Source organism: Shewanella sp. 6_MG-2023 (assembly GCF_030547195.1).
Taxonomy (GTDB): domain Bacteria; phylum Pseudomonadota; class Gammaproteobacteria; order Enterobacterales; family Shewanellaceae; genus Shewanella.
The window spans coordinates 77,793-95,322 of sequence record NZ_JAUOQU010000019.1; the positions used below are offsets into that span (position 1 = coordinate 77,793).

General features: G+C 42.5%; 16 protein-coding genes, 3 tRNA genes and 1 pseudogene. 7 read left to right on the forward strand and 13 right to left on the reverse strand.

Going from position 1 to position 17,530, the window contains the following annotated elements:
• Window positions 1-63: 63 nt before the first annotated feature.
• From rlmH to leuS, 6 genes and pseudogenes are all read right to left on the reverse strand, one after another.
• The gene (rlmH, locus tag Q4533_RS12455; RefSeq protein ID WP_076543100.1) at window positions 64-534 is read right to left on the reverse strand and encodes a 23S rRNA (pseudouridine(1915)-N(3))-methyltransferase RlmH; all 471 of its coding nucleotides are present in this window, start codon (window positions 532-534) and stop codon (window positions 64-66) included.
• Window positions 534-863, reverse strand: a complete 330-nt coding sequence (gene rsfS, locus Q4533_RS12460) for a ribosome silencing factor (RefSeq protein WP_076543101.1) — start codon at window positions 861-863, stop codon at window positions 534-536. Before rsfS ends, rlmH begins: the two co-directional genes overlap by 1 nt.
• A 230-nt stretch (window positions 864-1,093) precedes the next feature.
• Window positions 1,094-1,708 (reverse strand): annotated as a pseudogene (nadD, locus tag Q4533_RS12465) (nicotinate-nucleotide adenylyltransferase); the annotation flags it as partial.
• A complete protein-coding gene (gene holA, locus Q4533_RS12470; RefSeq protein WP_303502844.1) occupies window positions 1,705-2,736 on the reverse strand; it encodes a DNA polymerase III subunit delta in 1,032 nt (343 codons plus the stop codon). The pseudogene nadD and the gene holA, both read right to left, overlap by 4 nt.
• Window positions 2,736-3,230 carry an LPS assembly lipoprotein LptE gene (gene lptE / locus Q4533_RS12475; protein ID WP_102438991.1) on the reverse strand — a complete coding sequence of 165 codons (495 nt, stop codon included), beginning with the start codon at window positions 3,228-3,230 and terminating at the stop codon, window positions 2,736-2,738. Before lptE ends, holA begins: the two co-directional genes overlap by 1 nt.
• Before the next feature lie 136 nt (window positions 3,231-3,366).
• The gene (leuS, locus tag Q4533_RS12480) at window positions 3,367-5,946 is read right to left on the reverse strand and encodes a leucine--tRNA ligase (RefSeq protein WP_102439165.1); all 2,580 of its coding nucleotides are present in this window, start codon (window positions 5,944-5,946) and stop codon (window positions 3,367-3,369) included.
• A gap of 120 nt (window positions 5,947-6,066) precedes the next feature.
• Here leuS and Q4533_RS12485 point away from each other — a divergent pair, with 120 nt between their 5' ends.
• The gene (locus Q4533_RS12485) at window positions 6,067-6,567 is read left to right on the forward strand and encodes a zinc ribbon-containing protein (protein WP_076543105.1); all 501 of its coding nucleotides are present in this window, start codon (window positions 6,067-6,069) and stop codon (window positions 6,565-6,567) included.
• Between the two features lie 185 nt (window positions 6,568-6,752).
• Here Q4533_RS12485 and Q4533_RS12490 read toward each other — a convergent pair whose 3' ends face one another.
• From Q4533_RS12490 to Q4533_RS12520, 7 genes are all read right to left on the reverse strand, one after another.
• Complete coding sequence (locus tag Q4533_RS12490; protein WP_303502845.1) at window positions 6,753-7,268, reverse strand: prepilin-type N-terminal cleavage/methylation domain-containing protein; 516 nt, start codon at window positions 7,266-7,268, stop codon at window positions 6,753-6,755.
• A gap of 14 nt (window positions 7,269-7,282) precedes the next feature.
• A complete protein-coding gene (lnt, locus tag Q4533_RS12495) occupies window positions 7,283-8,809 on the reverse strand; it encodes an apolipoprotein N-acyltransferase (protein ID WP_303502846.1) in 1,527 nt (508 codons plus the stop codon).
• A 43-nt stretch (window positions 8,810-8,852) separates the two neighbouring features.
• Window positions 8,853-9,731: a CNNM family magnesium/cobalt transport protein CorC gene (corC, locus tag Q4533_RS12500; protein WP_102438987.1), complete on the reverse strand. Its 879-nt coding sequence runs from the start codon at window positions 9,729-9,731 to the stop codon at window positions 8,853-8,855.
• 51 nt (window positions 9,732-9,782) lie between these two features.
• Window positions 9,783-10,247 (reverse strand): rRNA maturation RNase YbeY, encoded by a 465-nt coding sequence (gene ybeY, locus Q4533_RS12505; RefSeq protein WP_102477091.1) that lies wholly within the window; start codon window positions 10,245-10,247, stop codon window positions 9,783-9,785.
• Complete coding sequence (locus Q4533_RS12510) at window positions 10,237-11,343, reverse strand: PhoH family protein (RefSeq protein ID WP_303502847.1); 1,107 nt, start codon at window positions 11,341-11,343, stop codon at window positions 10,237-10,239. Before Q4533_RS12510 ends, ybeY begins: the two co-directional genes overlap by 11 nt.
• A 133-nt stretch (window positions 11,344-11,476) precedes the next feature.
• Window positions 11,477-12,907 (reverse strand): tRNA (N6-isopentenyl adenosine(37)-C2)-methylthiotransferase MiaB, encoded by a 1,431-nt coding sequence (gene miaB / locus Q4533_RS12515; RefSeq protein ID WP_102438981.1) that lies wholly within the window; start codon window positions 12,905-12,907, stop codon window positions 11,477-11,479.
• A gap of 92 nt (window positions 12,908-12,999) precedes the next feature.
• Window positions 13,000-13,419 (reverse strand): hypothetical protein, encoded by a 420-nt coding sequence (locus tag Q4533_RS12520; protein WP_102438979.1) that lies wholly within the window; start codon window positions 13,417-13,419, stop codon window positions 13,000-13,002.
• A gap of 259 nt (window positions 13,420-13,678) precedes the next feature.
• On the opposite strand from Q4533_RS12520, the gene Q4533_RS12525 reads away from it, so the two are divergent.
• The 6 genes from Q4533_RS12525 to Q4533_RS12550 all read left to right on the forward strand — a co-directional run bounded on the left by Q4533_RS12525 (window position 13,679) and on the right by Q4533_RS12550 (window position 17,530).
• Entirely contained in the window at window positions 13,679-14,902 is a 1,224-nt protein-coding gene (locus Q4533_RS12525; RefSeq protein ID WP_303502848.1) for an FAD-dependent monooxygenase, read from the forward strand.
• A 261-nt stretch (window positions 14,903-15,163) separates the two neighbouring features.
• Window positions 15,164-15,751 carry an aminoacyl-tRNA hydrolase gene (gene pth, locus Q4533_RS12530; RefSeq protein WP_102438975.1) on the forward strand — a complete coding sequence of 196 codons (588 nt, stop codon included), beginning with the start codon at window positions 15,164-15,166 and terminating at the stop codon, window positions 15,749-15,751.
• A gap of 75 nt (window positions 15,752-15,826) precedes the next feature.
• Window positions 15,827-16,918 carry a redox-regulated ATPase YchF gene (ychF, locus tag Q4533_RS12535; protein ID WP_102438973.1) on the forward strand — a complete coding sequence of 364 codons (1,092 nt, stop codon included), beginning with the start codon at window positions 15,827-15,829 and terminating at the stop codon, window positions 16,916-16,918.
• 204 nt (window positions 16,919-17,122) lie between these two features.
• A tRNA-Met gene (locus Q4533_RS12540) sits at window positions 17,123-17,199 on the forward strand.
• Window positions 17,200-17,322: 123 nt separating this feature from the next.
• Window positions 17,323-17,407: transfer RNA gene (locus Q4533_RS12545), tRNA-Leu, on the forward strand.
• Between the two features lie 48 nt (window positions 17,408-17,455).
• A tRNA-Gln gene (locus tag Q4533_RS12550) sits at window positions 17,456-17,530 on the forward strand.

Sequence of the window (17,530 nt, forward strand, 5' to 3'; positions counted from 1 at the left end):
AATTCAGATTTGTTATATTAGCTGAATTAGCTTTGCTTTTACTAGATCCTTGACCAATAAGGTTTACTCTCTATGGTAGGGGTGGTTGTTATTTATACTCCATGCTCGATAAAGGCTTTCGGCAACCAGTACTCGAACTAATGGATGGGGCAAAGTGAGGGCGGATAAACACCAGCTTTGGCTTGCAGCAGCTTTGCATGCTGGCGCAAGACCTTCAGGACCGCCAATCAATAAACTGACATCACGGCCATCAAGCTGCCATTTGCTGAGTTGCTCGGCAAGTTGTGGGGTTTCCCAGTTCTTACCAGGCAAGTCTAGGCTTACAATGTGATTGCCTTTGGGTACTGCTGCTAGCATTAGTTCGCCTTCTTTTTGAAGAATGCGTGCTATATCAGCATTTTTACCGCGCTTTCCTGCGGGGATCTCAATCAACTCTAACGCCATATCACGAGGAAAACGACGTTGGTATTCTTCAAATCCGCGGGTTACCCAATCTGGCATCTTGGTGCCAACAGCAATCAGTTGTAACTTCATTATGCGTTGTTTTCAGACCATAGTTTTTCTAGATCATAAAACTCACGTGTTTGGTCTTGCATTACATGTAAGATTACGCCACCTAGATCAACCAGTACCCATTCACTGCTCTCACGACCTTCAACACCTAATGGTTGTAAGCCTGCAGTTTTAGATTCAACGATCATATTTTCCGCAATTGCGCGAACGTGTGTTTTTGATGTGCCAGAGCAAATAACCATAAAATCAGTGATTTGTGATTGTTCTGCAACGTCTAATACCACAACGTCTTTGGCTTTCAGGTCATCGATTTTATCGATAACAAAATCTTTTAATTCCGTGCTCTGCACGTCACTTACCTCGATATATAAAAATAACGGGGCATTATACGCAAAATACCTATGCGAGCGCAATTGAAGCTGAAATTGATTTTAACAGCAGCGATTTTTGAGGCGGGAATTACGAGGGGTTAACGGTAAAGTTGATGTTGTAAAATATAGGCTTGGATGCACGCTGGGAGTTTTTTATTTAATGAGCCTTTTGCTAATTTCAAAGAGCCATCAGCGGAAAAATGAGTGCTTTGTGCGAGTAGTTTAGTGCTTTGGGTGGGTAAGTGAGTTTCGTTAGCCATTAACTGAGTCAGCTGCGCCCTTATTTCAGTAGAGGAGATATCTTGCAAGGTCACTTCAACTGGGAATATATTGCCAACTTTAGCCTCAATCGACTCAGCTTGCTGACAATCTACTTGCTTTTGTTTAAGCAGTTGCATCATCGGATGGTCATGGCTCGCTGACCAACCAGGGCGGCGACAAACCACCAAATGGCACAGGGCAAATAATTGCTGCCATTGATACCATGACGCTAGCTGAATAAAAGAGTCTGTGCCCATTATGAAATAAAATTGATGCTGGGGATAACGCTGGGTTAATAACTCAAGAGTGGTCACAGTGTAAGATGGACTATCACGATTAATTTCGATATCACACACTTCAAGCTCATCATATTGCTGACAAACTAACTCAGCCATAGCTAAGCGTTGCTCACTGCTAACTTTAGTGGTTTGTTTGTGAGGCGGGATATGATTAGGCATTAGCCAAATTTTGTCTAAATTGAGCTGTTGTTTTACTTCAATGGCAGGTTTGATATGACCATAATGAATGGGATCAAAGGTGCCGCCTAAAATCCCAATCTTCATGTTTGCAGTTCTATATGGGCTAATCGTCTGTGGGCATTAGGATCAAATAACAGACTTAAATGGCTGATAGCGGTCCAATCTTCTACCCCATGCTGCTTGAGGTTGCGCTCAATTTTTGAGGCAAAGGCTAGCATGTGTTCGATTTGACTGAGGCTCAGTCGGGTTAATGCCGCTTGATAAAAGGGTTTACGCTTATCCCAAATACGATGTTTAGACCATAAACTATTCAGTTGCTCGCCTTGCTCTACTGCAGATTTTAAACTGAGTAATACATTTAACTCTTTAAACAATGCCCACATTAGAATTGGCATCGCAGTGCCTTCAGCATTAAGCTGTACCAACATATGCTGGGCATGTTTTTGGTGGTTTCCTAGTAGCGCATCGGTTAACTGAAACACAGTAAAGCGCGACTGATCTTCAAAATAATCGTTTAAATGATCGCTGTGGATTGGCTTATCAGGGCTGAGTAATTGCAATAATTGCAAGGCTTGCTCAGCAGCCAACAAATTACCTTCAAACAAGTTAAACAGCATGGCTTTGGCGTCCATCTGCACCTGTAACTTGTAAAAATGAATGCGATTATCTAACCAGCGCTGGAACTGTTTCCCTTCAGGGGTAGCGCAAGGTAAATAAATACCGTCGTTATCAAGGGATTTAAACCATTTGCTTTTGGTTTCAGCAGATATCTTTGGCCCATGGATAATCAGAATAATATCCGGATTAGGATTTTGCATCATGGCTGTTAACGCTGCCGAACCTTCGGTGCCAGGTTTTGCTTGGGGAAGCGTCAACTCGATGATGCGGCGACTGGCAAATAAACTCATTGATTGCCACTCTTGTTGCAAATCATTCCAGCTAAAGCTGTTGTCTTGAGTTAAATGTACCCGCTCTTCAAAACCTTGTCTTTTAGCCGCGCTGAGAATTTGTGCTTTGCAGTTTTCAATTAACCATGGGTCGTCACCAAAGAGTAAATAACAACCATGGAGTGTTTTGAGATGCTGATTTAATTGATCTGGGTAAACCCGCATCAATTCACCTCGATTGAGGCCAGAGTTTGGATAATATTATCAGCCGCTTGAATACGCATTTCTTTGACTAACATTTCCATTTCTCGGCTTTTTGCTAGTGCTGTACGCGGATCGTCTTGATAATCACGGCGAATTTCAGATACGAATCGCTGTGGCTCGCTGCCTGGGAACATAACAGTGTAATTAACCACATAAATAAGCTCATACTCAGCTACGTTACCCGTAGGATATAAAGACAGGGTAGCACGCTCTAGTGAGTCATTGATGAGGCTTAAAGTGGGTGTTTCATCTGATGCGGGTACGGTTGCCACACGGTGAATACGTAAGCGTTCATTAACTAGACGGGTCAGTTCACTGTATTGGTCATTGGAACGCAGGTGCAATTCTTCAAGTTCGGCAGGAATTGAATAGCTACGTTGTAATTTAAAGCCGCAACCAGCACTGGTCATAATGACGAGCGCCAACAAGGCCAAGTTAATGCGTTTAATTAGCATCACTGTTTTTGGCATCCTTTAACTGTACATGCATAAGATGGGTATTAGGTTACATCTTTAACTTTATGAAGGCGACGAATGACGAGGCTAATTGCTTGTCATTTGTCACCTTCAAGCTATCGTTACTTATAAATGATTAATTAGCAACGATGTTTAGCAGTTTGCCTGGTACATAAATCACTTTGCGTACGGTGACGCCATCAGTGAATTTTTGTACGTTTTCATCAGCTAAACCTAGGGCTTCTACTTCTTCTTTAGCAGCATCTGCAGCTACTGTGATTTTAGCACGCAGCTTACCGTTAACTTGCACGATAATCAGTTTGCTGTCTTCAACTAGTGCTGACTCATCAACTGTTGGCCATAGGCTATCTTCGATATCAGTTTGGTTACCTAAGGCTGTCCACATGCTGAAACAAGTATGTGGGATGATTGGGTAAAGCAAACGTGTTACTGCTGATAATGCTTCTTGCATCAGGGCTCTGTCTTGCTCATTAGCAGACGGGGCTTTTTGCAACTTGTTCATCAGTTCCATGATAGCGGCAATGGCGGTATTGAACATTTGACGGCGTTCAACATCATCACTGACTTTAGCAATGGTTTTATGTAATTCACGACGAAGTGCTTTTTGATTGTTATCAAGTGCTTTAGGGTCAAGTTCAACCACATCACCTTGAGCGATATGATCATGAGCTGTTTTCCAGAAACGCTTAATGAATCGATGTGCGCCTTCAACGCTTGATTCTTGCCACTCAAGGGTTAACTCAGGTGGGGCTGCAAACATCATGAATAAACGCACGGTGTCAGCACCGTATTTATCAACCATTTCTTGTGGGTCGATACCGTTATTCTTAGACTTAGACATCTTGCTCATGCCGGTATAAACCAGTTCATGACCTTCACTGTCTACCGCTTTTACTACACGGCCTTTATCGTCAGTTTCTTGTACTGTAACGTCAGATGGTGAAACCCAAACGCGGGCGCCTTTCTCGTTGTTATAGTAATAAGCATCAGCCAATACCATACCTTGAGTCAGTAAGCGTTTGGCTGGCTCATCAGAGTCAACTAAACCAATATCACGTAGCAACTTGTGGAAGAAGCGGAAGTATAGCAAATGCATACAAGCATGCTCGATACCGCCAATATATTGATCCACTGGTAACCAGTAGTTTGCTTTAGCAGGATCAAGCATTTGATCTGCATGGGGGCTACAGTAACGGGCGTAATACCAAGATGATTCCATAAAGGTATCAAAGGTATCAGTTTCACGCAGTGCTGGCTGGCCATTTACCGTGGTTTTAGCCCACTCTTTGTCAGCTTTTATCGGGCTTTGAATACCATCCATTACCACATCTTCAGGTAATACAACCGGCAGTTGCTCAGCTGGTGTTGGCATTACGGTGCCATCTTCAAGCGTAACCATAGGGATAGGAGCGCCCCAGTAGCGTTGACGCGATACCCCCCAGTCACGCAGACGGAAGTTCACTTGACGCTTACCTTTACCTTCAGCAGTCAGTTTGGCATCAATAGCATCGAATGCAGCTTGGAACTCTAAACCGTCAAACTCACCTGAATTAAATAGCACGCCTTTATCAGTAAAGGCAGCTTCACTGATATCCACATCGCTATCAGCAGGCTTGATCACAGCTTCAATGGTTAAACCGTATTTTTTAGCAAACTCATAATCACGTTGGTCATGGGCTGGAACTGACATTACTGCGCCAGTACCGTAGTTCATTAATACAAAGTTACCGACCCAAATAGGCACTTCTTTGCCGGTTAATGGGTGGATTGCATTAAGACCGGTCGCAACGCCTTTCTTTTCCATTGCAGCCATAGCCGCTTCGGTAGTATCAACGTTTTTACATTCTTCAATGAATGCAGCAAGCTCAGGGTTATTCTTTGCTGCAGCTTCAGCAAGAGGGTGACCACTGGCAATTGCAACATAGGTTACGCCCATCACGGTATCAGGACGAGTGGTATAGATATCAAAGCTATCGTCACTGCCAGCAACACCGAAAGTCATTTCAATCCCTTCACTGCGGCCAATCCAGTTACGTTGCATCGCCTTAACTTGCTCAGGCCATTCATCTAACTTATCGATATCGTTTAATAGCTCTTCAGCGTAATCGGTGATTTTAATGAACCACTGAGGGATTTCTTTTTGAACCACCTCAGTGTCACAACGCCAACAGCAACCGTCTTGTACTTGCTCGTTAGCCAGTACTGTTTCATCGTTTGGACACCAGTTAACTGAGGCGGTCTTTTTGTAGACTAAGCCTTTTTCAAATAACTGGGTGAAGAACCATTGTTCCCACTGGTAATACTCAGGGGTGCAAGTCGCGATTTCACGACTCCAATCATAACCAAAGCCTAATAGCTTAAGTTGGTTCTTCATGTAGTCGATATTTTCATAAGTCCATGGCGCAGGCGCAGTCTTATTATTGATTGCGGCATTCTCTGCAGGTAGACCAAATGAGTCCCAACCGATAGGTTGTAACACATTTTTACCTTGCAAACGTTGGTAACGAGCAACAACATCACCTATGGTGTAGTTACGCACGTGTCCCATGTGAAGTCGGCCTGATGGATAAGGGAACATAGAGAGACAGTAAAATTTCTCTTTGTTTGCATCTTCAGTTACTTCGAAGGTTTTTTTGTCTTCCCAGTGCTTTTGCACCAAGGCTTCAATTTCTGAGGGATTATATTGCTCTTGCATCACTCTATTCCGGCCAATGCCGCCCATTGTTTGATCTAGCGCTAAAAAGCGCGAGTAAGATCTGCATAGAATAAACTAGAAGTGATGCATTAAAAAGGTTCAGATGAAGGAGTATTTACTATGAGTGGACGAAGTTCAGCGTTATTAGCACTATATAAGACGCTTTTTGAGCAAGTTAAGAAACAATATGATGAAGATAACTCATTGACGGCAAAGAGCCTTTTTGCTTCTGTGACCCAGTGTAAAGATTATTTGCAATTAAAGTCAGCCGCCGATGCCGAGGAGCTTGCTTTAGCAGAAGATTTTTTAAAGCGTGACATCGCCAGCTACATAAAAGAGGAAAATGCCGATAACCTCAGTTTTAGCCCAACTGTCATTGGTATTGAAAACACCTTATGGCACTGGCTGGGTGAAATTACTGATCGCAGCCAAGTAGAGTGGCATGAAATTGCCCAAGACTTTAAGCATCAGGGTTTTTATATGTCAGGGGAGGTGATTAACCAAGGTAAAGTGATTTGTACTGAGTGTAATCATGAAATGAAAATTGAATTCCCCAGTATTATTCCAGATTGCCCACAATGCGATAATGAAATGTTCACTCGAGAAGCGCTAACGCCTTAAAGCGCTGCCTATTTCAAACAATAGCACGATTTTAGAGATTGTTTGAGACAGCAACTATGCTAGCTGACTTAAGTGGCATAGTGCTTTACGTCTTATGTTTATGTAATAGTGTTTTACGTCTTATGTTTATGCAATAGTGTTTTATGGTCAATTTTTTATCGATTAACTGAGTTTAAAGCGCATATTTAGCAACCCGAGGTGCTAACTTGGTATGTTGGCGGGTTAGCTTCACTACTGGCCTGGGTGTACAAAAAATAGCAGTTGTCATCACGCACTTCACCATCGTCATCCAGATCATATCCAATATAGGTTTCAGGTGCACCTCGATATTGGATTTCCCAATCGTCCATCGACACAATCCATTTTTCGATATCAGTATTATCAAGATAACCGTTTATTAAACGGGTATTGAAACTGCCATCGCCTTCTAAATCGATATCGGTTAAATCATCACGACCTGGAACACTTCGGGTAGAAATACTGGGCATTTGCGTGCGTGCATAAACGAGGGTATTAGCTGCTTTAACGCTGCTCTGTAATTGTGATAAGGCGTTAATTCGGGCTTCAGTGGCAAAGTTGATAAACTTTGGCGCAGCAATAATGGCAATGACGGCCAAAATGATAATGACCACCACTAACTCAATTAATGTAAATCCATTTGGATTGAATATATTTGGCTTAACTGGCAATGCTTGCTGCAATCATGGCCTCCTTGCTATTTTTTTCTGCCTTTGTTTAATAATAGTTGATATATAAAACTAAATAAAATTATCAAGCTACATAATATGAGTAACGGTGTTTGGCCTATTCGCTTAAACCAAGTTTCACCGTCATATAAGGCAACGTCAGCCACTAATACTCCAGATTTGAACTGTGGCAGTTGGTGAGTAATACGGCCTTTAATATCGACCACAGCGGTAACACCGTTGTTGGTGGCTCTGACTAAGGGGCGCCCCAACTCAATTGCGCGCATTTGGGCTATTTCCATGTGTTGCAGTGGCCCGATAGAGTCACCAAACCAGGCATCATTAGACACTGTGAGTAAAAAATCAGTGTCTTTATTCACATTGGCGCGTAATTGCTCAGGAAAGACGATTTCGTAGCATAAAGCCGGTGCCACTTGATAGCCTAAAGCATTAAGGTTTTTTTGCTCATAGGTGCCACGTGCAAAAGATGACATGGGTAAATTAAAAAACGGGGCTATTGGGCGTAAAAGGCTTTCAAAAGGGACAAACTCACCTATTGGTAATAGATGATGTTTCTTGTAATCATTAATGCCACTTCCAACGTAATCGCCCTCAGTCTGCTGAGGATGATAGGCATTGCCCAATACAATTAATGAGTTATAAAAGTCATTTTGTTGCATGCTAATAATACCGGTAATGATGGCGCTATTATTTAAATTAGCCACCTTGTCGGTATTATGTAAAAAGTCTGCCACCATAGCTTCAGGCGCTGGAATCGCGGCTTCAGGCCAAATGATGATATCAGCATCAAAATTAGGCCGACTTAAATCCATATACTTGAGTAAAGTTGGCCATAGTGCGTCAGGCTCCCACTTCATACTTTGCTCAATATTGCCTTGTACTAAAGCCACTTTAACCGTTTCATTTCGTGGGCTTATGTCGGAGATGTGCGGCGCAAGGTAAGTGCTGATAAATATCAAAGAGAATATGATGATAACACTGGCAAAACGTTGATATAACACCAGTGCGATACTGCCACAAACCAGTACGATAACATAACTTAAGCCTAATGCGCCAATTATACTGCCAAGCTCTGACAATGGCCCTTGGGTTTGACTGTAGCCTGCCCATAACCAAGGGAAACCTGTGAGAACCCAACCGCGCATCCACTCGGTAAATACCCACAGTGCGGGGAATAACCCTAAGTAACGAAAATAAACTTGCCAGCCTTGAGTTTGCTGATATTGGGACAGTTTCGCAGTGAGATAACCTGCTAGCGCTGGAAATAAGGCCAGATAAAGCGCCAATATTGCCATTAATGCCATTGATACTATTAGCGGTAAACCACCAAAGGTATCAATGCTGACATGTACCCAACTAATGCCAAATGCAAAACAGCCAAAGCCGAAGCTTAACCAATGAAAGAAGTTTTCTTTCGGGGTTAGGCTGCGACTTTGCCATAAAACAAACAGCATTGCTGCGGGGTAAAAAGCCCAAATAGCGTAGGGGGCAAAAGCAAGTGTGGTTGAAGCACCTGCAACAAATGCAGTCACCATTTTAATCACTGATGACTTGGAAAGTTTATTTTTTAGCACAGAGTTAGTCGTCGAGTTCTTCTAGCAGTTTTTGATCGGGTAACTTCACACTAAGTTGAATTAAACGTCTGGTGTCAGCATTGGTGACTTTAAACTCGATATTATCGATAACGACAGTTTCATTTCGCTCTGGTAAGTGACCAAATGCGTGTGAAACTAAGCCGCCTACGGTATCAAATTCTTCGTCGCTAAATTGGGTGCCACAAGCGTCATTAAATTCATCAATCGGTGTACGTGCTTTAATCATAAACACGGTGTTACTGATCTTTTTGATTTCGGTATCTTCTACTGAACTATGATCGAACTCGTCTTCGATTTCACCGACGATTTCTTCTAAGATATCTTCAATCGTCACTAGACCGGATACACCGCCATATTCATCGACCACGATGGCCATATGATATCGCTGGGAGCGGAATTCTTTTAGCAGTACATCAACGCGTTTGCTTTCAGGCACAACAACCGCAGGCCTGATGACTTGATGCAATGAGAAAGGTTGAGCTGATTGTTTGAAACCATATTTAAGTAAATCTTTTGCAAGCAAAATACCTTCAATATGATCTTTATCCTCGTTGACCACAGGAAAACGGGAGTGTGCAGACTCAATGACTGTTTCTAGTAGCTCTTCAACAGTGCTATCGATTTGCAATGTGACTATTTGGCTTCGAGGGATCATGATGTCGCGTACCCGCAACCCTGATACTTCTAATACGCCATTCATCATTTCGCGGGTGTCTTCAGTAATTAAAGAGCGCTCTTCTGCGCCAGCAATTACATCAACTAAGTCTTCGCGATTTTGAGGTTCGCCCTGAAACATCTGACTAATTTTGCCAATCCAGTTCTTCTTACGGGCGTTGGTACTCGGTGGGATGTCGTCACTCATAATATTTTACTAAATCAAAATCAGCATGTTATATGCAGTCGTCTGATTTATTTACGCTTCCTTATATGGATTTGAAAAACCTAAGCCTTCAATGAGTTGAGTCTCTAATGACTCCATTTCTTCAGCTTCATTATCGATAATATGGTCATAGCCTAGTAAATGCAAGCAGCCGTGAATAACCATATGGGCCCAATGTGCGACAAGGGGCTTATTTTGTTGATTTGCTTCAAGTTCTACCACCTCAGCACTAATGATGAGATCGCCTAATAGCGGTAACTCAATCCCTGGAGGCGCTTCAAAGGGGAAAGACAATACATTAGTCGGCTTGTCTTTACCACGGTAAGTATTATTAAGTTGCTGGCTTTCAGTATTTTCAACAATTCTGATGGTCAGTTCAGCTTGCGCCATAGTGTTACCAAGGGCTGTCGCTACCCATAGCTCAAATTCACTTCGGCTGGGGAGCTTACTGCTGTCAGTAACGGCAATTTGCAGATCTAAATCAAGTTTAAGACTCATTATTTATTGCTCCGTCTTTACTGATCTCGTTGGCGTTAACGTCCACATTGGCCATTTGTTCATTAAAGGCCGTTTGACGTTGTTTATACTGGCGCTCTTTTTCAGCTTTTTGTGCTAGCTCTTTTGAATCAAAGGCTTCATAAGCTTCGACAATTCTTGCCACAATCGGGTGACGCACCACATCTTGAGACATAAAGAAGTTGAAGCTGATTTCATCGACCTCACTCAATACTTCAATGGCTTGGCGAAGCCCTGATTTTTGACTGCGAGGCAAATCTATCTGGGTAATATCACCGGTGATCACCGCTTTCGAGTTAAAGCCGATACGGGTTAAGAACATTTTCATTTGCTCAACGGTAGTATTTTGGCTTTCATCCAATATAACAAACGCATCATTTAGGGTTCGACCACGCATATAGGCTAAAGGCGCGACTTCAATAATATTACGTTCAAGTAGCTTTTTAACTTTCTCAAAGCCCATCATTTCAAATAAGGCATCATAAAGCGGGCGTAAATAGGGATCGACTTTCTGACTTAAATCCCCTGGTAAAAAACCTAATTTTTCGCCAGCCTCAACAGCTGGGCGGGTAAGGAGTATTCGTCTTACTTCTTGTCTTTCAAGGGCATCAACAGCTGCGGCAACTGCTAAAAAGGTTTTACCGGTACCGGCAGGTCCCACACCAAAGGTAATGTCGTGTTTGGCCATATTCGCCACATACACAGACTGGTTTGGATTGCGAGGTTTGATGATGCCGCGTTTAGTTTTGATATGCAGGGTGTCATCTTCAGCCGATGATTCAGCTTCGAGGTTAATGACCTCCTGAATGGCTAAATGCACTCGCTCTGGCTCTAAATCTGGGGTGCTACCTTTAACAGTTTGGGTTTCAATGTATAGCTGTTTCAGTAAATTATTAGCATTAAAGGCATGTCTTGGCAGGCCAACGATTTTGAAATGATTATTCTTATGGATAATCTCAACACCTAAACGACGTTCAAGCTGTTTAATGTTGTCATCATATGGACCACATAATGAGGCAATTCTTCGAGTTTCAGCAGGCTCGAGGTATAAATTCATGGTAGTAACTTTAGTGGACAAAAATAATGCTCCAAAAGAAAAAGAATGCGAATAGGTATAAAAGTTAAAATACCACGGTATTAACTGAAAAGCACAATAAAGGCGGCTCGAGGCCGCCTTTATTAAATAATGATAAACCCGTTTTATGGCTAAATTAGCTGCCTGGGGTAAATTGGCTTACACCAATATCATCATCAGTTTTGTGTTTGGCTACGATATCTGACGGACGTAAACTTCGACGTAAATCCATCTCGTCTTCGCCACGAATAAATACGCCGCGCAGCGAGTTTGTATATACATCAACAATTTCAACATCCACAAAACCGCCAATACACTTAGGATCTGCTTCAAAGTTCACTACGCGGTTATTTTCAGTACGGCCGCGAAGCTCCATAGGGTTCTTAACTGAAGGGCCTTCAACTAAAATACGTTGAACAGTGCCTAACATTTGGCGGCTGTAGCGCATGGCTTGTTGGGTAATACGGTCTTGTAAAATCGCTAAGCGCTTTTTCTTTTCTTCCATGGTGACATCATCTGGCAAATCAGCCGCTGGTGTTCCTGGACGGGCGCTGTAGATAAAGCTAAAGCTGTGGTCAAAACTGACATCTTCAATCAACTTCATGGTGTCTTCAAATTCAGCATTTGACTCACCAGGGAAGCCGACAATGAAGTCGGAACTGATTTGGATATCAGGGCGCGCTTTACGTAAACGACGAATAATTGATTTATATTCAATTGCCATATGACCACGTTTCATATTAGTTAGAATGCGGTCTGATCCCGATTGCACTGGTAAATGTAAGAAACTCACCACTTCAGGGGTGTCTTCATAAACATCGATAATGTCTTGTGAAAACTCAATGGGGTTACTCGTTGTGTAACGCACACGGTCGATACCATCAATTGATGCCACTAGACGCAATAACTCTGCGAAGGTGCAAATATCATCATCATGGGTAGCACCGCGAAACGCATTCACGTTTTGACCAAGCAGGTTTACTTCACGTACACCTTGTTCAGCAAGTTGTGCGATTTCTAAAATGACATCATCAACCGGGCGGCTAACTTCTTCACCGCGGGTGTACGGCACTACGCAGAATGAACAGTATTTACTGCAGCCTTCCATAATAGACACAAACGCCGATGGACCGTCAGCGCGAGGCTCAGGTAGGCGATCGAATTTTTCAATTTCAGGAAAGCTCACATCAATAACTGCTTTATCGCCATTATTAATTTGGGTGATCATCTCAGGTAAGCGATGTAAGGTTTGTGGGCCAAAAATAATATCAACGCACTGAGCACGTTCTTTAATGGCTTTACCTTCTTGTGAGGCAACACAACCACCTACACCGATAATTAGATTAGGTTTTTTGTCTTTGAGGGTTTTCCAGCGACCAAGCTGATGAAACACTTTTTCCTGCGCTTTTTCGCGAATTGAACATGTGTTTAGTAGCAGTACGTCTGCTTCTTCAGCATCCTCAGTCAAGGTATAACCTTGATAATCGTCCAGCAAGTCAGCCATTTTAGATGAATCATATTCATTCATCTGACAGCCCCAGGTCTTTATGTGTAGTTTTTTACTCATCAGTTACGCCGTTCTATTACCACAGAAAAATAGCCGAGTATTTTAACTGCACAAAGGCTCGCTGGCTAGCCTTTGTGCACACTTAAGCGGCATTATTCTGAAATGACTAATACCCCTATATTTTCAGGGTGTTTATCTATTTGGGCTAACTCATTTGATTGATTGGTAAAATAGCCAAATTGTTTCGCCATTGTGACGTTATCTTGTCTTGCTTGAACAATTATTTTTTGCGCTAGCTCTCTATTAAACTGCGTAAGCATTTCCGTGGTTTGTTGATATAAGGCATAATCGAAGGATGAACGGTGAATAACCGTAATGGTTTCCATCGGTTGTACTTCGGCTTGTGCTGTCATTGGCATAATGGCTGCGCCAGCAACAAGCCCTGCAAGTAGCGGCATAGTATAGAGTGACTTAGTAAACTTTTTTACATAACTCATTAACGTATTACGGCTGCTTGTTAGTGATTTAAGGGTTCCATTATTAGATTGTACATAGGTGCTTTGACTGAACATACTATCCTCTCTTACCTTGACATTTAAGGGGTTGGTTGCAAGGCATGTCATACTAGACAGTCTCAGTATAAGGTAAGGTTTGGTGGTTAAAGTTTAACCAGTGTAAGCAAGTGTTGCTCAAACTCAAGATAGCAACATATCGACACAATCGAGGCGTTACAGACACCTTTGTACATAGTTTCAATGACACTTATTGGCATAATAATCGTCACAGTCAATGTTGTTTCAGTATTACAGCTTTTTTAAAGGTAAATAGACAATGCATCAAGCATCGAATGTAGTTGAACATGATGTCGTCATCGTTGGCGGTGGTATGGTGGGCGCAGCTGTAGCTGTGGGGTTAGGTCAGCTTGGCTTAAATGTTGCCATGGTTGAAGCATTCGCGCCTAAAGCCTATTTACCTGAGCAGCCGTTAGATTTGCGCGTATCAGCTATTAGTGTGGCCTCTGAGCAATTACTTGAACGCTTAGGTGTCATGGAGCAATTACGCACTATGCGTCATGTGGCCTATAAAGGTTTAGAAACCTGGGAGCTCGATGATTGCATTACCCGTTTTCATGCTGATCAGATCGATGAATCACATCTGGGCTATTTTTTTGAGAACCGCTTAATTCAACTGAGTCTGTGGCAGCAAATTGAAAAGATGGACAATGTGCATTGTTATTGCCCTGATAGCGTTGCTAAGTTCGAGCGTATTGAAATGAGCAATAGTGACGTAAAATCATTGTCTCAAGGAATTAAAGCGACCCTGAAAAGTGGCGTTGAATTACATGTATCATTATTAGTTGGCGCAGATGGGGCTAACTCACAAGTAAGACAATGGGCCGGTATTGGTATTACTGGCTGGGATTATGCTCAGTCAGCCATGCTCATTAATGTTGAAACTGACACCGCGCAGCAAGACATAACTTGGCAACAGTTTACCCCTCAAGGGCCACGCTCATTACTGCCATTACCGGGTAATAACGCCTCATTAGTATGGTATGACAGTAATAGTCGCATTAAGCAGCTTATGCAGCTCAATCATAAACAACTGGCTGAGCAAATTAAGCTTAACTTTCCATCAAGGCTTGATGAGAACTTTACCGTTATAGCTAGAGGCAGTTTCCCGCTCACAAGACGTCATGCCCAAGATTATTGCCAAGATAATATTGTGATTTTAGGTGATGCAGCCCATACCATTAACCCGCTTGCAGGGCAGGGCGTCAATATTGGTTTTAAAGATGTCGATGTATTGATTGCAACCATTGCCGATGCAGTAGGCAATGATAAACCTTGGTGGACAGCATCTTGTTTAAAGCAGTATCAATGCAAACGTTATAGCGATAATTTATTGATGATGTCAGCAATGGATGCATTCTATGCAGGCTTTAGTAATGATTTATTACCAATAAAACTGTTAAGAAATGGGTTGTTGAAACTGGCAAACTACGATAATCCGATCAAACAGAAAGTGCTTAAATACGCATTGGGTTTAGCGTAACTTATTCTATTTAATCAGCAATCACGCCTTCCCCAACCACGCAATTTCTAATGGCGGTTAACTATATTCACTGTGAACTTTTTCACAGTGAGGTTATCCCATTCTGTCTAATTATCACAGTGTATTTGTTGAGTTCAGTTTTGAGTGTTAAAATGCCGCGCTTTAGCGCCTTCAAATCACAAAATCTTAGTCTATAACTATTAAGATGGATAAATGATATTGAAGATAACGCAGTCATTTAACCACTGAAATTGAGTGCTAATGAGTCAAATAAAACTAATTGTCGGCCTTGCTAACCCAGGTGCAGAATACGCCCACACTCGTCATAATGCGGGTGCATGGTATGTACAAGAGTTAGCGCGTTTATGTGGCGCCACCTTAGCGCCAGACAGTAAATATTTTGGCTTAACCGCCAGAGTCACTATTGATGGTAAAGATGTGCGTCTACTTATACCTACTACGTTTATGAATTTAAGCGGTAAGTCAGTGGGCGCATTAGCGAACTTTTTTCGTATTTTACCTGAAGAGATATTAGTGGCCCATGATGAGCTTGATATGGAGCCGGGCGTTGCCAAGTTTAAATTGGGCGGTGGTCATGGTGGTCATAACGGCTTAAAAGATATTATTGCTAAGCTTGCCAATGAAAAAGGCTTTTACCGATTACGTATTGGTATTGGTCACCCTGGAGATAAAAACCGCGTCAGTGGTTATGTCTTAGGTAAAGCGCCAGCGAGCGATCAAGAAAAGATGGACGCAGCAATAGATGAAGCGGTGCGTTCAACTGAAATATTGTTTAAACAAGACATGGCGAAAGCGATGCACCGATTACACACATTCAAAGCGCTCTAATTAGCCGCGCTTTGATTATTGATTTGACACAACTTACCACTTCCTAGGTGAGTTTAATTATATAAAGGTAAAAATATGGGTTTTAAATGCGGCATTGTGGGTTTGCCAAATGTTGGTAAGTCAACACTATTTAATGCGTTAACTAAAGCAGGAATCGAAGCTGCTAACTTCCCGTTTTGTACCATTGAGCCAAATACGGGTGTGGTTCCAGTACCTGATCCACGTTTAGATGCATTAGCAGCGATTGTTAATCCAGAACGTATTTTACCGACTACAATGGAATTTGTGGATATTGCAGGTTTAGTTGCTGGCGCATCAAAAGGTGAAGGTTTAGGTAACAAGTTCCTAGCTAACATTCGTGAAACGGATGCCATTGGTCACGTTGTACGTTGTTTTGAAGATGACAACATCGTTCATGTTGCTAACAAGGTTGACCCTGCAGGCGATATTGATGTTATCAACACTGAACTTGCGTTAGCGGATTTAGACAGCTTAGAGCGTGCTATCTTCCGTCAGCAAAAGCGCGCTAAAGGCGGCGACAAAGATGCTAAGTTTGAAGTAGAAGTACTTGAAAAAATGCGTCCAACTTTAGATGAAGGCCAAATGCTGCGTTCATTAGAGTTAAGCAAAGAAGAAATGGCTGCAATTGCCTACCTTAACTTCTTAACCCTAAAGCCAACCATGTACATTGCTAACGTATCTGAAGATGGATTTGAGAATAATCCACATTTAGATGCTGTTAAAGCCATTGCCGCGACAGAAAACGCCGTGGTGGTTGCAGTATGTGCCGCTATTGAGTCTGAGCTTGCTGAGATGGACGCTGAAGAGCGTGATGAGTTTATGGCAGACCTTGGTCTTGATGAGCCAGGGCTTGATCGCGTTATTCGTGGTGGTTATGAATTATTGGACTTACAGACTTACTTTACTGCAGGTGTAAAAGAAGTAAGAGCATGGACTGTGCCAGTAGGCGCCAGTGCGCCACAAGCTGCTGGTGTGATCCACACCGACTTTGAGCGTGGCTTTATTCGCGCCCAAGTAATGGCCTATGATGACTTTATCGAGTTTAATGGTGAAGCAGGTGCTAAAGAAGCAGGTAAGTTACGCGTAGAAGGTAAAGCTTATATCGTTAAAGATGGCGATGTAATGCATTTCTTATTCAACGTATAAATAGTATTTGTAGACTTTAATTAGTCAAACAAGCGGTCGAGGTTAACTTTTTTGGTCAAATATGCCGATTTGCTACGCAGTTTGGTGAACTTATAGCCGAACAGTGCCAATTGATGAAAATAGCTAAAAAAAGCAGTTGACCTCGATACGCTGAATAAGCATAATACGCCCCGTCCTCACGACGAGGGCAACGAAAGATAAAGTGGCAATGTAGCTCAGCTGGTTAGAGCACAGCATTCATAATGCTGGGGTCGCAGGTTCAAGTCCCGCCATTGCTACCATCTTCTCAAGATGTCAAACTAGAGATTCGCTGGTTAGTTAAAGCCGCAAGGTTTTAGAAATATGACTGGCTACCTTCTCAAGGTTAAATGAGCATCGTGTTCTGGATGTTAAACAGAGTCAGTGCGGGAGTGGTGGAATTGGTAGACACGCCAGATTTAGGTTCTGGTGCCGTAAGGTGTGAGAGTTCAAGTCTCTCTTCCCGTACCATTATATAGAAAGGCTGGCATTAGCGGGTTTTTCGAAAAAGCTTTAGATTGGGATATCGCCAAGTGGTAAGGCACCGGGTTTTGATCTCGGCATCCCCAGGTTCGAATCCTGGTATCCCAGCCA

Coding starts and splice junctions, on each gene's coding strand:
- rlmH (WP_076543100.1), bottom strand. CDS start 534: ATGAAGTTACAACTGATTGCTGTTGGCACCAAGATGCCAGATTGGGTA.
- holA (WP_303502844.1), bottom strand. CDS start 2,736: ATGCGGGTTTACCCAGATCAATTAAATCAGCATCTCAAAACACTCCAT.
- lptE (WP_102438991.1), bottom strand. CDS start 3,230: ATGCTAATTAAACGCATTAACTTGGCCTTGTTGGCGCTCGTCATTATG.
- leuS (WP_102439165.1), bottom strand. CDS start 5,946: ATGCAAGAGCAATATAATCCCTCAGAAATTGAAGCCTTGGTGCAAAAG.
- Q4533_RS12485 (WP_076543105.1), top strand. CDS start 6,067: ATGAGTGGACGAAGTTCAGCGTTATTAGCACTATATAAGACGCTTTTT.
- lnt (WP_303502846.1), bottom strand. CDS start 8,809: ATGGTGACTGCATTTGTTGCAGGTGCTTCAACCACACTTGCTTTTGCC.
- corC (WP_102438987.1), bottom strand. CDS start 9,731: ATGAGTGACGACATCCCACCGAGTACCAACGCCCGTAAGAAGAACTGG.
- ybeY (WP_102477091.1), bottom strand. CDS start 10,247: ATGAGTCTTAAACTTGATTTAGATCTGCAAATTGCCGTTACTGACAGC.
- miaB (WP_102438981.1), bottom strand. CDS start 12,907: ATGAGTAAAAAACTACACATAAAGACCTGGGGCTGTCAGATGAATGAA.
- Q4533_RS12520 (WP_102438979.1), bottom strand. CDS start 13,419: ATGTTCAGTCAAAGCACCTATGTACAATCTAATAATGGAACCCTTAAA.
- Q4533_RS12525 (WP_303502848.1), top strand. CDS start 13,679: ATGCATCAAGCATCGAATGTAGTTGAACATGATGTCGTCATCGTTGGC.
- pth (WP_102438975.1), top strand. CDS start 15,164: ATGAGTCAAATAAAACTAATTGTCGGCCTTGCTAACCCAGGTGCAGAA.
- ychF (WP_102438973.1), top strand. CDS start 15,827: ATGGGTTTTAAATGCGGCATTGTGGGTTTGCCAAATGTTGGTAAGTCA.